Source organism: Nocardiopsis alkaliphila YIM 80379 (assembly GCF_000341005.1).
Classification (GTDB): domain Bacteria; phylum Actinomycetota; class Actinomycetes; order Streptosporangiales; family Streptosporangiaceae; genus Nocardiopsis; species Nocardiopsis alkaliphila.
Genome location: NZ_ANBD01000020.1, coordinates 1 through 14,542, shown reverse-complemented (window position 1 = coordinate 14,542; position 14,542 = coordinate 1). Strand labels below are relative to the sequence as shown.

Annotated in this window: 14 protein-coding genes and 1 pseudogene; 6 read left to right on the top strand and 9 right to left on the bottom strand. The window is 68.1% G+C overall.

Going from position 1 to position 14,542, the window contains the following annotated elements; translation table 11 throughout:
* Window positions 1-170: 170 nt before the first annotated feature.
* Together D472_RS0102340 and D472_RS0102335 are read right to left on the bottom strand one after the other, a co-directional pair.
* Complete coding sequence (locus tag D472_RS0102340) at window positions 171-890, bottom strand: nucleoside/nucleotide kinase family protein (RefSeq protein WP_275040586.1); 720 nt, start codon at window positions 888-890, stop codon at window positions 171-173.
* Between the two features lie 69 nt (window positions 891-959).
* Entirely contained in the window at window positions 960-1,496 is a 537-nt protein-coding gene (locus D472_RS0102335; protein WP_026117306.1) for an NUDIX hydrolase family protein, read from the bottom strand.
* A gap of 461 nt (window positions 1,497-1,957) precedes the next feature.
* Between D472_RS0102335 and D472_RS0102330 the strand changes: the two genes are divergently transcribed.
* A complete protein-coding gene (locus D472_RS0102330; protein WP_017602892.1) occupies window positions 1,958-2,311 on the top strand; it encodes an STAS domain-containing protein in 354 nt (117 codons plus the stop codon).
* Window positions 2,312-2,428: 117 nt separating this feature from the next.
* Here the strand turns inward: D472_RS0102330 and D472_RS0102325 are convergent, their stop codons facing one another.
* Together D472_RS0102325 and D472_RS0102320 are read right to left on the bottom strand one after the other, a co-directional pair.
* Window positions 2,429-4,249: a PH domain-containing protein gene (locus D472_RS0102325; protein WP_017602891.1), complete on the bottom strand. Its 1,821-nt coding sequence runs from the start codon at window positions 4,247-4,249 to the stop codon at window positions 2,429-2,431.
* A complete protein-coding gene (locus D472_RS0102320) occupies window positions 4,246-4,743 on the bottom strand; it encodes a PH domain-containing protein (protein ID WP_026117305.1) in 498 nt (165 codons plus the stop codon). Before D472_RS0102320 ends, D472_RS0102325 begins: the two co-directional genes overlap by 4 nt.
* A gap of 107 nt (window positions 4,744-4,850) precedes the next feature.
* Here D472_RS0102320 and D472_RS0102315 point away from each other — a divergent pair, with 107 nt between their 5' ends.
* Both D472_RS0102315 and D472_RS0102310 read left to right on the top strand, forming a co-directional pair.
* Window positions 4,851-5,759, top strand: a complete 909-nt coding sequence (locus D472_RS0102315) for an SPFH domain-containing protein (RefSeq protein WP_017602889.1) — start codon at window positions 4,851-4,853, stop codon at window positions 5,757-5,759.
* Window positions 5,760-5,776: 17 nt separating this feature from the next.
* On the top strand, window positions 5,777-6,001 hold the full coding sequence (locus tag D472_RS0102310; RefSeq protein ID WP_017602888.1) for a hypothetical protein: 225 nt from the start codon (window positions 5,777-5,779) through the stop codon (window positions 5,999-6,001).
* A gap of 86 nt (window positions 6,002-6,087) precedes the next feature.
* On the opposite strand, the gene D472_RS0102305 is transcribed toward D472_RS0102310, so the two are convergent.
* From D472_RS0102305 to D472_RS0102285, 5 genes and pseudogenes are all read right to left on the bottom strand, one after another.
* Window positions 6,088-6,555, bottom strand: coding sequence for a hypothetical protein (locus tag D472_RS0102305; protein WP_017602887.1), 468 nt, complete (start codon window positions 6,553-6,555; stop codon window positions 6,088-6,090).
* Window positions 6,552-8,889, bottom strand: a pseudogene (locus D472_RS29460) (molybdopterin oxidoreductase family protein). The gene D472_RS0102305 and the pseudogene D472_RS29460 overlap by 4 nt, the downstream one beginning before the upstream one ends.
* 405 nt (window positions 8,890-9,294) lie before the next feature.
* A complete protein-coding gene (locus tag D472_RS0102295; RefSeq protein WP_017602886.1) occupies window positions 9,295-9,936 on the bottom strand; it encodes a Uma2 family endonuclease in 642 nt (213 codons plus the stop codon).
* 177 nt (window positions 9,937-10,113) lie between these two features.
* Window positions 10,114-11,772 carry an FAD-binding dehydrogenase gene (locus tag D472_RS0102290; protein ID WP_017602885.1) on the bottom strand — a complete coding sequence of 553 codons (1,659 nt, stop codon included), beginning with the start codon at window positions 11,770-11,772 and terminating at the stop codon, window positions 10,114-10,116.
* Between the two features lie 294 nt (window positions 11,773-12,066).
* Window positions 12,067-12,375, bottom strand: coding sequence for a hypothetical protein (locus D472_RS0102285; RefSeq protein WP_152447875.1), 309 nt, complete (start codon window positions 12,373-12,375; stop codon window positions 12,067-12,069).
* Between the two features lie 27 nt (window positions 12,376-12,402).
* Between D472_RS0102285 and D472_RS0102280 the strand changes: the two genes are divergently transcribed.
* The 3 genes from D472_RS0102280 to D472_RS24630 form a co-directional block, all read left to right on the top strand.
* Entirely contained in the window at window positions 12,403-12,840 is a 438-nt protein-coding gene (locus tag D472_RS0102280) for a hypothetical protein (protein ID WP_033302995.1), read from the top strand.
* Window positions 12,841-13,210: 370 nt separating this feature from the next.
* Complete coding sequence (locus D472_RS0102275) at window positions 13,211-13,879, top strand: GntR family transcriptional regulator (RefSeq protein WP_017602882.1); 669 nt, start codon at window positions 13,211-13,213, stop codon at window positions 13,877-13,879.
* 90 nt (window positions 13,880-13,969) lie between these two features.
* On the top strand, window positions 13,970-14,542 hold a 573-nt coding region (locus tag D472_RS24630), incomplete at its 3' end, for a tripartite tricarboxylate transporter substrate binding protein (protein ID WP_033302993.1).

Sequence of the window (14,542 nt, the reverse complement as noted above, 5' to 3'; positions counted from 1 at the left end):
CCCTTTTCCAGTGGTGATCGGCCGAGCTGCCACTCCGTGGCCGTCAAGAGTCCAAAGCCCTCTGGAACGGGGCCTTGTGACCCCGAGGGTCCTGGCTTCGCCGGTCCTACGACCCCTCGGTGTCGAAGGACCGATCACCCCGCCCGACCGATGGTGGCGCCCGTTGAGGATCAGCGCCCGAAGCGATGATCGGACCGAACGCGCGGGACCTTGTTCACCCGGACCACTCGGGTGCAGTTGTCCCGAACGGCTTTGACCAGTTCGCCGTTGGCGCGATCGCTGCGCTCCACCCACGCCCGGGCGGCGCTCGCACTGGCGCCGCCGGCCCTTTGGCGTCGGTGCAGCCGACGTTCGCGCACCCGGTCGGAGGCCTCCACGTACCAGAGTTCGGTGAGCAGTCGACGTACCCGAACCCAGGGTTCGGAGTCCGAGGCCAGGTAGTTGCCCTCGGTCACCACCAGCCGGGTGCGTGGCTCGATCACGTGCCGGGCGGCCACGGGTTCGTGCAACCGGCGGTCATAGTCGGGCACGTAGATCGGGTGATCGGTCTCGATGCTCAGTCGATTCAGCATCGCCACGTAGCCATGGGCGTCGAAGGTGTCCGGGGCGCCCTTGCGATCTCGGCGACCCAGCCGGTCCAGCTGAACGTTGGACAGGTGATAGCCGTCCATGGGCAGGTAACCGGCGATGCCCGTTCCCGAAGCCTCGTTGACCGCGTGTACCAGGTAGCGGGCCAGAGTGGACTTTCCCGCCGCAGGAGCCCCGGTCAATCCGATCATCACGCGGTGCGGGTCGCCATCGTCCTCGGGTATGAGGGCGAGGACGTCGGCGACGAGAGAGTCGAGCATGGGTTCCAGCCTATGTCGTGCCCTGGGGCCCTGGGAGGGCACCTATGTCCGGGCCCGAGATGTTCGAAGCCGAGACCGCGGGGCCGCTCACAGGGAACGGCCCCGGCGGGTTCAGGGCGCGTGACCCACGTGGGCCAGGGCCTGACGGACCAGGACGCCCTGGCCACCCTGCATCTCCTCGCGCACCTGCGGGCTCGTGGCCTCCTCGGGGGTGAACCACACCAGGTCGAGGGCGTCCTGTCGGGGCTGGCAGTCGCCGCTCACCGGCACCACGTAGGCCATGGCCACCGCGTGCTGGCGGGGGTCGTGGAACGGGGTGATTCCGGGGGTGGGAAAGTACTCGGCGACCGTGAACGGCTGCGGTGAGCTGGGGATGCGGGGCAGCGCGACCGGACCCAGGTCCTTCTCCAGGTGACGAAGGAGCGCGTCACGAACCCGTTCGTGGTACAGGACTCGGCCCGAGACCACGGAACGGTTGAAGCTGCCATCCGGGTCGGCGCGCATGAGCAGACCCACGTGGGTCACCGATCCGCTCTCGTCCACCCGGACGGGCACCGCTTGGACGTAGAGCACGGGCATACGGGCACGGACGCTCTCCAACTCCTCGGAGGAGAACCAGCCGGGCTGGGTATCGGCGGTTTCGGTCATGGGGTCCGCGACCACCGTGACCGTTCAGGGCGGCCATGGGGTCGCTCCCTCCCTTCGCTCTCTTCGTGTCCCTCGGGGCCGTGGCCCCTCCGTCGCCCTCGGGGCGCGGGAGGACCGGCCGTAGCGCGGGCGTCCAAGTACCGCTTTTACCGCACGGACGCCTGGAACGCATGGTGCGGGTCGAAGTTCGGGAGTGTCCGAGAGACGACTGTGCGGGTTCTGGGAGCGTGTGGCGTAGAGAACGACGGCGATGAATGTCCGGTGGGGTGACATCGGCCTGGCCCCGGAGCCACGTCGTCGAGATTTCAGGGCTTTTTCTCATGAAAAGCCCCCACGGCCTCTCTGGAGAGGCTACGATCTCGTACGCGGTTGCGTAGTGGAAAGGTTACGTCCGGTGAGAGGTGGCCCGAGTGGCGAAGAATGCCCCGTTCTCGGTCCTGGATCGTCCCCCTTGCACTGGGGTGACGGTGGTGCGCGTCCACGGAGAGGTGGACCTGGCCACCGCCGACCATTTGCGTGACCGGCTCCTACTGGCCGCGCAGGACCCCGGATGCGACTGCCTGATCGTGGACATGTCCCCACTGGACTTCTTCGACGCCAGTGGCGTACGCGCTCTGACCACCGTCTTGCACACCCTGGCCGGCCAGGGACGACACATGGTCTTGGCCGAGCCCTCCGCCATCGCCGGACGCGTACTCGGAGCGCTCGGCATGGAGCAGCTGTTCGAGACCTATCCCCTGGTGGAGATGGCGCTCACCCACACCAGTGGACTGCGTGTGGACGGTGAACCCATCTTCGACAATCCCGTTTCCTGAGGGCCCGGCGAGGCCCATGAGGACATCGGGGGCGAGGACACCAGGGAGGTGAACACGACCGACCTCCGTTCGGATCTCCAAAGGGGGCGCCGAGCGGAGGCCGATCGCGAGGACGTGTCAGAGCGATACGGAGGGGCCTTTGGTCGCTTCCTCGCCTTCGACACGTTCCAGGAAGGGAGCCAGCAACTCGGGTACCGCCTCATCCGCCCAGGCCAGGCCTTGGCCCAGCCCTACGTCCGCCACGGTGTACATTCCGGCCCCCGCCGCCGTGGTCGCCGAAACGTCCGCGAGACCCAGCCTGCGTTGGAAGGGCGAACGCGTGATCCGCCAGCCGATCACCGCGGACTTTTCCAAGGTGACCGTGTCACGGATCGCCATCCCGTGGCGCAACACCAGATAGTCCGAGTGCAGGCCGTGGCCCAGACCCCGGTAGGAACCCATCGCGTACCAAAAGGCCGCGACGCCCACGAACAGAGCCGGAAGCGCCCACCCCCAACTCGGGGTGACCTGCACGCCTTCGACGACCACCGGGATAGGGACGAGGTTCTCCTCGATGACCCGGGCGGCCTCCCACCAGCTCTCGGTGGCGATCATGTGCAACCACCCCAGAAGGCCGGCCAGGACCATGCCCAGGAGCGTCACGATCCCGGCCCGGGTGAACCTACGGCGCAGCGCCGCCCTCGGGTGCCTGGCCAGTGCCACGTCCAACGGGGAATGGCGCCCGCGCATCAGTGCCGTACCCAGTTCACGGGCACGAGCCCGAGGCATCGCGGGGGAGAGACGGCTCTTGGCGCTGGTCTTCTTCTCGTCGCCGCCCTCCAAACCGGTCGCCACGGCCTGGACACTCGCCCCGCCCACCGCACGTAGTACCAATGGCTCGCGCAGGACCACACCGTTGAGTCGGCGGCCCTCCACCGACAACGAGACGCTGGTCAGTAGACCACGGCGCAGTCGTACCGTGCCGTCGCCCTCGCGGGTGAGCCGATAGTCCCACCAGGTCTCAACGGCCACCACCAGCAGAACGACCACCCCGGACAGCAGCAGACCCAGCAAGGCCAAGGGGACGATCAGTGCGAGCCTGCCCATCACGAAGTCGCTCACCTCCTGCGCGCTGGGCAGACCGGCCTGCTCGGAGATCCACAGCCAGCCGCGTCCGCCGGACTGGGCGTTGGCGCCGATGAGCGTGGCGACCACACCGAACCCGATGCCGAAGGTGGCGGTGGTGGCGGGTGCGTAGGCGAACCAGCGTGGGTCCATCCGGACCAGCTCGCTCTCCTCCACCCGGGCCCGTGCCTCTCCTTCCCCGGCGAGGGTGGAGGTGCTCGGCCCACGTTGAAGGAGCTCCCGGCGCAACCGCTCGCCCTGTTCCGCGGTGACGAACTCCAGTTTCAGCTGGTCCCCGCCGGAACCCACCTTCTCGCCGGTACCCACCGTCACCGTGCACAATCCGAAGACCCGCACGTAGATCGGGGCGGCCACGTCCACACTGCGCACCCGTTCACGCGGGATGGAGCGGTAGGCCTTGGCGATGATGCCCGAACGGATCTCCATGCGCTCGGCGGTGACCCGGTAGCGGATGGCGCGCAGCCGCAACATGTCGATGTAGGTCATCAGGGCGATGAAGGCGCCCGTGGCGGGGATCGGTAGCAGGGCCCACCAAGGTTGGCCGACCACGACCAGAACGATGGTTCCGACGATGGCCGAGGGCACCATGAACAGGGCCACGACCGTCGTGTTGGCCCATACCGACAGGCCGCTCAGCCCCAGCCAGCCTCCGCCCGGCTCGTCGGCCGACCCATCGGTCACTTCCCGAGAGTGGGCGCCCCTGTTCGGGTCGTCGCCGTCGTTCGCGACCTTGGGCGGGTCCGCGATCTCATCGACGGGGCCGGTGCCCGCCTCTCGCTCTTCCTCGGGTCGGTGATCGTCGTGGGAGGTCATGTCGCATCCCCCGGAACCGCTTCGGTGCTGTCGGTGAGCTGGTCGGCCACCTCGGTGGCCACCACGTGATCGAGCCCGCTGATCTCGATGGGTCCGGCCGCCGAAGCGGTCGTCACCGTCACGCTGGACAGCCCGAAGGCCCGCTGTAGTGGCCCACGGGCGGTGTCCACGGTCTGGATGCGTGACATGGGGGCGACCCGCCACTCTTGCCACAACCAGCCGCTGGAGGTGTACACGGCGGTGTCGGTGATCTCCCAGCGGTGCACCCGATAGCGCCATCGAGGCATCACCACGGTGACGAGTAGACCCACGACGGCCAAGATCCCGGCCGCGAGGAGGAACCACGGCCGCACCGGTTCCCAGAGCAGCGCGGGTACGAGGGGGATGGCGGTGAGGACGACCGTCACGATCAAGGACTGTGTCGTCCACCACCGGATGGCACGGTGGTCCACTCGGTGGTTGGGCGGTCTCAGGCGCAGGGCGTCGGTGCTCATCGCGTCCACGTCTCCTCTTGGTAGGGGGCCTCGGGGGGAGGATCGTCTATTAAAAGTGATATCACAATGCTATGCTCAAGTCATCACTTGAGGAAAGGGAGCAAAGAATGAGCCAGACCCCCAGCGTGACCAGACCGGCGCCCCAGTACCGGGAACGCGTCGCCTTCGGAGCCGGTGGGATCCCCATGTTCACGATCGCCGCGGCCCTCTTCCTGGGCGGTGTGGGCATCGCCTTCCTGCCGGCGCTCGGCCTGCCCGGATTCCTGATCGCGGTCGGTGTGGCCCTGGCTCTGGTAGGCGCCTTCCTGGCCCTGGGCCTGACCATGGTCGCCCCCAACCAGGCCCAGGTCGTGCAGTTCTTCGGTCGCTACGTCGGCACCATCCGCACCGACGGCCTGCGCTGGGTCAACCCACTCACCGTGCGCAACGCGATCTCCACCCGCATCCGCAACCACGAGACCTCCGTCATGAAGGTCAACGACGCCTCCGGTAGCCCCATCGAAATCGCCGCCGTCGTGGTCTGGCAGGTCGAGGACACCGCACGAGCCTCCTTCGAAGTGGACGACTTCGTGCAGTTCGTCTCCATTCAGACCGAAGCGGCGGTCCGTCACATCGCCGGCAAATACCCCTACGACTCCTACGGAGAGGGCACCGGCTTGTCACTGCGCGACAGCGCCGACGCCATCACCGAACAGTTGTCCAAAGAGGTCGCCGAACGCGTCGACGCCGCGGGTGTGAAGATCGTGGAGTCCCGGTTCACCCACCTGGCCTACGCCCCCGAGATCGCCCAGGCCATGCTCCAGCGTCAGCAGGCCAGTGCGATGATCGCCGCTCGTGCGGAGATCGTGGAGGGCGCCGTCAGCCTGGTGGACCGTGCCCTGGCGCGCCTGTCCGACGAGGACGTGGTGGACCTCGACGAGGAGCGCAAGGCCGCCATGGTCAGCAACCTGCTCGTGGTGTTGTGCTCGGACCGTCCCGCGAGCCCCGTCGTCAACACCGGGACCCTGTACCAGTAGATCCGGGTGAGGTGTCCGTGTCCGAGCGCAAGAAGGTGCTGTTGCGGCTCGACCCCGCCGTCCATGACGCGCTCGCGCGCTGGGCCGGGCAGGAGCTGCGCAGCACCAACGCCCAGATCGAGTTCCTCTTGCGTCGCGCCCTGGATGAGGCGGGGCGCATGCCCAAGGAGGTGGGGGACATCCCTCGCCGGGGCAGGCCCCGCGGCTCCAAGTCCGACCCGAAGGACGAGAACAGGACCTAGTGCCGCGTCGGTCGGCGTGCGATCCGCCACGGGCGCACTCCGACCGACGCGACACGGGATCGCCTCGATACGGACGCCGGCCGCTCTCAGCTCGCCAGGATCTGCGGGGAGAGCGTCTTGAGCATCCCTCGTGCCCAGCGCATCTGTCGGGCCGAACGTGGTCGACATCGCTTGGTCAACGCGAGCAGCTCGGCATCGGCGATGACCTGGGCACCCTGTCCGAGCAGGTCCCAGTCCAGTGCCACCCCACCGCTCATGCGATACAACCTCCTCAGGTCCGCCAGGAGTGACAGGTCCGGGTCGGAGTCCTCCCCGGGAAGTTCGAACCGCCTCTCCTCCGACGACTCGGGGTTCTCCAGGTCGGCGGGGTCCACACCGTAACGGGGTGAGACCGCGACGATCTCGCGCACGTGCTCCCAGGACCACTCCGCCAGATCCCCCGTCACGTGGCGGATCTCCTGTTCCTTCGGGTGCCGCTCGGCCACCCGTGGCAACTCGGTGGCCAGGGCACTCTCCGAACGGTGCAGTTCGCGCAGGGCCGCTCCGATCCTCATCGCGTCCCCCCGTCGGTGTACTCCTCCAAAGTGTCCGCCGCGCCCCGGGTGGCCGGGACCTCGGCGCCGATCGGTGCCGAGGCGGTCGTGGTGGGCGCCGAGGACGGTCGCCCATATCCCCGCCCCAACAGGCGCAGACCGGCGGCGGCGGTCTTGTACAGAGGTTGTTTGGACACCGGGTCCCAATCGCTGACGGTCATCTCGTTGGCGGCCCGATCACGCTCCCCATCGGTGTCCGAGGTGTCGGTGTCCCAGTATCCGTAGTGAAAGGGAACGAACAGGACCCCGGGCCGGATCCCGCTGATTCTGGCGCGGGCACGGATCCTCCCGCGTGAGGAACGAACCTCCACTTGATCCCCCTCGTCGACTCCCGCCTCCCGTGCGTCGGAGGGGGAGAGTTCCACCCACACTTCGGGGGCGGCCCGCTGGAGTTCGGGAGCACGCCCCGTCTTGGTGCGAGTGTGGAAGTGGTAGAGCGTGCGGCCGGTGATCAGGATGAAGGGGTACTCCTCATCCGGTTCCTCGTGTGGAGGAACGTACTCCACCGCCTTGATCATCGCCAGCCCTTCGGGGTTGGCCGCCCGGTACTCCGACTCCTCCAAGGGCGCCCCCGTGACCAGGTCTTTGCCGTAGCTCTCGCACTCTTCGGGGCTCGCCCAGAAACGGCCGTCCGTGTAGAGCCGCTCGGTACCCTCCGGGTGTTCGCTGTCGCAGGGCCACTGGACGCCACCGCCATCGCGCAGACGCTCGTAGGTGAGGCCGGAGTAGTCACAGGGGCGGCCCGCACTCGCCCGCTTCCACGCCTCGAAGGCCGATTCGGGGTCGTGCCACTGGGGGAAGGGCCGGTCGTCCTTGTCGCGAAAGTCCATCCGTCGGGCGTAGTCGAGGAAGATGTCCAGGTCGGGTCGCGCCTCGCCCGGCGGTTCCACGGCCTTCTCGGACAGGTGCACGGTGCGGTCGCTATTGGTGAACGTCCCCGTCTTCTCTCCCCAGGTCGCGGCGGGCAGCACCACGTCGGCGAGCTCGGCCGTCTCGGTCAAGAAGAGGTCCTGCACCACCAGGAACAGGTCCCGGCTCGCGAGGAGTTCGCGGATCCGACTCAGTTCGGGCAGGGACACCGCTGGATTGGTCGCGCTGACCCACAGGAAGCGGATCGAACCCTTCTCCGCGTAACGCATGATCTGCATGGCGTGCGTGGGGGGGCGCGTAGTGCGGGATCCGCATCGGGTCCAGGTTCCAGATCTCGGCGAGGTCGGTGATGTGCCGGTCGTTGTTCCAGTTGCGAAAGGCCGTCAGGTCACCGTCGGCGCCACACTCGCGGGTGTTCTGCGCGGTGGGCTGGCCGTTCATCTGGAGTACACCCGCTCCGGGACGACCCAACATGCCTCGAAGCAGGTGGACGTTGTTGACCTGCACGGCCGCCGCGGTGGCCTGGTTCGACTGGTAAAAGCCCTGGAGCACGGTCGACAGCAGTCGCTCGGCGTCGCCCAACAGCGCGGCGGCCTCGCGGATACGCTCCGCGGGCACCTCGCAGATCCGGGCGGCGCGCTCAGGCGGGTAGTCGGCCGTCACCCGAACCAAGTCCTGGTAGCCGACGGTATGGGCCGCCACGTAGGCATGGTCGATCCGGTCGGTGCGGATGAGTTCGTGCAGGATCGCGTTCATCAGGGCGACGTTGGTACCCGGTCGCGGCGCCAGATGCAGCGTCGCCGCCCTGGCCACCGGTGTGGGCCGGGGGTCCACGCACAGCAGCCTGGGCGGGTTCGGCCCGGCCAACCGGTCCAGGACACGGGCCCACAACACCGTCTGGGTCTCGGCCATGTTGTGGCCGTACAGCGCGATGACGTCGGCGTGGTCGATGTCGCCGTAGGATCCCGGCTGCCCGTCCCAGCCGAACGACTCCTTCAACGCGGCGGCGGCCGTGGCCGTGCACAACCGGGTGTTGCCGTCCACGTGGTTGGTGCCGATCGCACCGTGGCCGATAGCGGCGAGCGTGTAGTACTCCTCCAAGAACAGCTGTCCGCTGGTGTAGAAGCCCAGGGCACTGGCGCCCTGTTGGTCGAGCAGCTTCCTGCTGCGCTCGACCACGAGGTCCATCGCGGTGTCCCAGTCGGTTTCGACCAGCTTTCCGTCCCGGCGTACGAGCGGTCGGGTGAGCCGGTCGGGGGAGTGGCCGGCCTGCCAACCGTAGAGGTCCTTGGGGCCCAAGCGCCCGCGGTTGACCCGGTCCTCCTCACGACCGCGTACCCCGACGATCCGGCCGTCCTTGACCGCGATGTCCAGCGCGTCGCCGTTGGAGTGCAGGATCGACGCGGATCGCACCCACCGGTCCACGTCGTCGAGGGCCACCCCCTCGGCGAGGTGGAGGTCGACCCTGCTGGGCCACCGCTGTCCTGCGGGGTAGGGGGTCCGGGTCCCCCACGGTTCGGCGATCGGATCCCTCGATGGCACGGGAGACCACCTCTCTTCGCGTCCTCTCGGCCCTACCGGCCCGAATGGGATGGTGACGGGTCGCCCACAGTATGAGCGTCCAAGAACGCGAAAGCGGGTGTCACACGCGGGCCGGCCCGAGACGGCGCCGCACAGGCGGCCCGGAGGTCGACGTCTCCGTCCCGAGACGGTTCCCGTGTGAGTGTTCAAGGGAGCAGGAGAGCAGGCCACCGAGTTCGGGCCCGGGAGAACGAAAAGAGGAGCCGCGTGCCCGAGGGGGCACCCGGCTCCTCGCGTTCGTGGTGAGGGCTACGTATCGCTCTCCGGTTCCTTCGCATCCTCCGCCTCCTTCGGTCCACCGATGTGCCGACGCCAGTCACCGCCGGTGCTCAGCAGCCATTGGGGCACGACCCGCACCGGGAAGGGCAGTTCGGTGTCCAGGACGTCCGTACCGAAGGCCGCCGCCACCTCCGTGTACTCACCGTCCTTCAGCCGCAGCTCGATGATGCTCGGCTCGTCGGGGTCGGGGGTGACCACCCAGTAGGAGGCGATGCCGAACGCCGCGTACTCTCGCCGTTTCGTGTGGTGATCCCGCAGAACACTCTCGGGGGACACCACCTCCACCGCCAGCAGCGGAGGCCTGGTCAGGTACGGACTTTCGGCGTCCTCGGCGCGGATGACCACCAGGTCCGGGACACGGTGGTGGGTCCTGTCCGCGTTGAAGTCGATGCCGGGTCCGGTGGCGACCTCGCACTCCACCGGTGCCATGTTGCTCAGGTGGAAGCCGAGCCGGGATTCGACCCGGCTGTGTAGGAAGACGGGGGCGGGGGACACGTGAAGCCTCCCGCCGACCAGCTCGTAGCGCCGTCCGTCGTCCGGCGTCCGTCGCAGGTCCTCCACGGTGAGCGGTGCCGCTCCCGGGTCCGTCTTGCCGATAGCCATGACACTCATGATGCCTCCTCGATCGCATGGAGACCAGCCTGACGAAGATTCGGGGAGCGTGAGCCGGAAACCGCGAAGTTCGCGGGTGAGTACCCACATCATTCGCGTCCTGGCTCTGGCTGGAACCGGCGAGGGGGTGGGCCCGGCCCTTCACCGGTCCCACCCCCTGCTTCGACGGTCTTGTCCCTAACCCAGCGCTGCGGCGGCGGCCCTTCCGGCCGTGCGCCCGGAGAAGATGCAGCCACCCAGGAAGGTGCCCTCCAGGGACCGGTAGCCGTGCACGCCGCCACCACCGAACCCGGCGACCTCACCGGCCGCGTACACCCCCGGCAGTGGGGTGCCGTCGGCGCGCAGGACCCGGGCGTCCAGGTCGGTGTGCAACCCGCCCAGGGTCTTACGGGTGAGGATGTGCAGCCGGACCGCGATCAGCGGCCCCGCCTTCGGGTCCAGGACCTGATGTGGGCTCGCCACCCGGGCGAGCTTGTCGCCCCGGTAGTTGCGCGCCCCGTGGATCGCCATGACCTGGAGGTCCTTGGTGAAGGTGTTGACCATCTCGCGGTCGCGGGCCACCACCTCGCGGGCCACCGTGTCGGCGTCCAGGACGTCGTCGCCGGAGATCTCCTTCATCTTGCGGATCAGCTCCGGCAGCTTGTCGGCGACCACGAAGTCGGCGCCGTTGCGCTTGAACGCCTCCACCGGGCCCGGCGCGCCCGGCAGCACCCGCTGTAGGACCAACCTGACGTCCTTGCCGGTCAGGTCCGGGTTCTGTTCCGAACCCGAGAGCCCGAACTCCTTCTCGATGATCTTCTGTGAGAGCACGAACCACGTGTAGTCGTGGCCGCTCTTCATGATGTGGTCCAGGGTGCCCAGGGTGTCGAAACCGGGGAAGTACGGCGCGGGCAGTCGCTTGCCGGTGGCGTCCAACCACAGCGATGACGGTCCCGGCAGGATCCGGATGCCGTGCCGGGCCCAGATCGGGTCCCAGTTCTGAATGCCCTCGGTGTAGTGCCACATGCGGTCGCGGTTGATGATCTGCCCGCCGGCCTGCTCGGTGATGCCGAGCATGCGCCCGTCCACGTGCTCGGGCACCCCCGAGAGCATGTGCGCGGGTGCCTGGCCCAACCGTTCGGGCCAGTTCTGTCGCACCAGCTCGTGATTGCCGCCGATACCGCCCGCGGTGACGATGACCGCCTGGGCGCCCAGCTCGAACTCGCCCACCGCGTCCCGGTTACTGGCCTGGCCGCGTTCGATGTCGCTGGGGGCCAACACCGTGCCGCGTACCCCGCCGACCACGCCGCCGGTCACCACGAGTTCGTCCACCCGGTGGCGGAAGCGCAGATCCACCAGACCGCGTTCGGCGGCGGCGCGCACCCTGCGCTCGAACGGGGCGACCACCCCGGGTCCGGTGCCCCAGGTGATGTGGAAGCGCGGCACCGAGTTGCCGTGTCCGTCGGCCAGGTAGCCACCACGTTCGGCCCAGCCCACCACGGGGAAGATCTTCAGGCCCTGCTGTCGCAGCCAGGAGTACTTCTCCCCGGCGGCGAAGTCGACGTAGGCCTCGGCCCACTTGCGCGGCCACTCGTCCTCGGGACGGTCGAAGGCGGCGGTGCCCATCCAGTCCTGGAGGGCCAGCTCCTTGGAGTCCTTGACGCCCATGCGGCGCTGTTCGGGGGAGTCCACGAAGAACAATCCACCGAAGGACCAGAAGGCCTGGCCGCCCAGGGCCTGTTCGGGTTCCTGATCCAGCAGGATCACCCGCTTGCCCGCCTCGGCCAGTTCCGCCGCTGCGGCCAGCCCGGCCAGCCCTGCCCCGACGACGATCGCGTCGGCCTGGTCACTGCTCATGGGGGTGCTCCTCGGGGTCCTGGTACGTGGTGATGACGACTGTGCACCGGTCGACCCTTCACCACAAGGCCGGTGTGTGCCTGGCACCACATCCTTTGTCAATGGGTGACAAAGGGGGCGGCGTCGGGCACAATCGTGCGGCTGCGCGCCGAGGGCCCCGCTCCTCGTGATCCGCGCAGGTCACCCCGTGCTCCTGAAGCAAGAGAAGAGTCCCCCATGTCCTTCCGACCCCCGACCCCCGACCCTCGATCCCGGTCCTGTGGCCACGACCGTCTTCTTGGTGCTGCTCGCCCATCACGTGATCACACCCGTGCTCTCGCGGGGAAGGTACGTGAGGCTGTCACAGCGGGCCGAGGAGGGAGACCGTGCGATCTGGGCGGGTGAGTTCCGTCGCGGGGGTTGGTACGTCCTGGTGGAGGCCCTGCTGGTGATGGCCTTCATCGGTACCGCCTCGGTGGTGACCCCCGCCGACCTGGGGTGGAGGTCACCGGCCCTCGTCGACCTGCCCCCGTCGTTCTGGCCGTGGCCGGTGCGGGCCTTCTGGGAGGGTTCGTCGTCCTTCTCGTTCAGGTCTTCGGGCCGCAACGAAGAGTGCTGCTTCATGTCCGGGCGGGGGAGTCGCCGCAGGGGGTGGTACCGAGTGATCTCGGCAGGGTCCCCGAGGACCGGCGAGAGTCCTCCTTCATGGTCGGTGCCTGTGGCCTGGCCCTGCTCTCCGACCTTCTCGTGGTGTACATGGTCCTCTTCCCGATGCCGGCGCAGGTCTTGGGGTCTTCCGTGCTCGCCGCACTCCTGCTGGGTTTGCTCGGCGACTGGCGGTACCTGGGGCAGGGAGGTGCTCCGATCCTGGTGACGGCGATGGTGGGCACCCTCTCCCTGTTCGTCTACACGCTGTTCGTTCCCGGGTCCTTGGTGGGTCCGTTGCTGCTCCTGGGGAGCTATTGGGCGACCATGCTGAGCGTCACCCAGGCCTTCGTGGGGTTGTCGATTCCGGAGCCGTCCCGGCCGATCCACCCGGTCGAGGTAACCCTCTTGGACGCCGAGGATCGTCCCGTCGAACGCGACTGAGCACATCTGTCGAGGGTCCTTCACGAACGATCGGTTCATGGAGGGCCCTCGGCGTCCCAGGTCACGTGAATTCACGGGAACGCCGCGTGTGGGGGAACACATCGCACCACGGTGGCGCCCCGAAGACGTCTTCTGGCCACCTTCGAGGAGTATTTCCATCACTGGGAGTAGTTGCTTGGTGTCCGAAGGTGTGGCCCTGGCTCCGTGCTTCACATATTTTTTTCGACTCCCGAGGCTCCGAATCCGTTGTGGGCAAGGGATCTGCGTAAATCGGACATCGGGAACATTAAAACCAGCCTTCGCAGCAGTTGACACAGGTCACACGGTGATCCAATCTGGTTAACAGTTAACGGTTAACCGAAAGGGAGACATGTCGGAGATCCTGCCCATCAAGCAGCGGGCACTCGGCGACAAGGTCGCCGGAGAACTCCGGCGCCTGATCATCACCGGGCGCTACGCCCCCGGTACCTCGCTGGTCGAGGGGCACCTGGCCGAGCAGTTCGACCTGAGCCGTGGGCCGATTCGCGACGCCCTCAAGATCCTCGCCTTCGAAGGGCTCATCGACACCAACCGCCGCAGCGCCACGGTCGTGGGGCTGGGCGGGGACGACATCGACGAACTCTTCTCCCTGCGCGGATCCCTCGAACGACTGGCCTTGGAGATCGGCCTGAACAAGGACCGCTCCAGACTCATCGACGGCCTCCGCGTTCCTTTGGAACAGATGCGCAGGGCCCGTGAAGAGCGTGACCCGGACGCCTTCACCGCCGCCGACGTGCGCTTCCACTCGGTCTTCTACGACGTCGCCGGGCACCGGCGGCTCGCCGACGTGTGGGCGCAGTACCGGCCCACCATCGAGGTCCTCCTTCTGGCCTCCAACGAGCGCTACGAGGACCTCGGCCCCTCCGTCCGCGCACACGAGGTCCTCGCCCGGCTGATCGAGTCCGGTGAACCCGAAGCCGTCTTCGACGAGCTCCGCGCTCACCTGGACAACGCCCGGCTCCGGCTCAGGGCTCCCTACACGCAGACCCCGTCCCACTGACCGACCGGGCGCACACCGCGCCCCGTCGACCCTCGGCTCATGTCCCGCGACCTTCCCATGGAGCCGGTTCCACCGAAATCGGAGAGCATCATGCGTTCCACCACTTTCCGTCTTTCCGCGGCCGCACTGGCGATCACGGCCCTCACGGCCGGTTGCGCCGACCGCGGCGGCGTCAGCGAGGACGCCTCGGAGTTCCCCAGCCAGGACGTCACCCTCGTCGTGCCCTACGACGCCGGAGGCGCCTCCGACCTGGCCGCCCGTACCCTGGCCGCCCAGATGGAGGAGGGCCTGGGACAGAGCATCGTCGTGGAGAACCGCAGCGGTGGCGCGGGCTCCGTGGGGCTGGAGAACCTCGCCGGCCGGGCGGCCGATGGCTACACCATCGGCTACCTGCCCGTGGAGACCGTCATGCTCGGTCACCAGGGCTACGACGTGGACCCGGGCGACTACGACCTCATCGGCCAGATGGTGTCGGTCCCCGCCACCATCGCCGTCCCCGAGGACAGCCCCCACCAGACCCTCGACGACCTCGTCGAGGCGGCCCGCTCCGAGCCCGGCTCCATCTCGGTGGCCAACTCCGGCGCGGGCTCCATCTGGGAGGCCGCCACCACCGAGCTGGGCGAGGCCACCGACACGGAATTCCAGCCCGTGCCCTTCGACGGT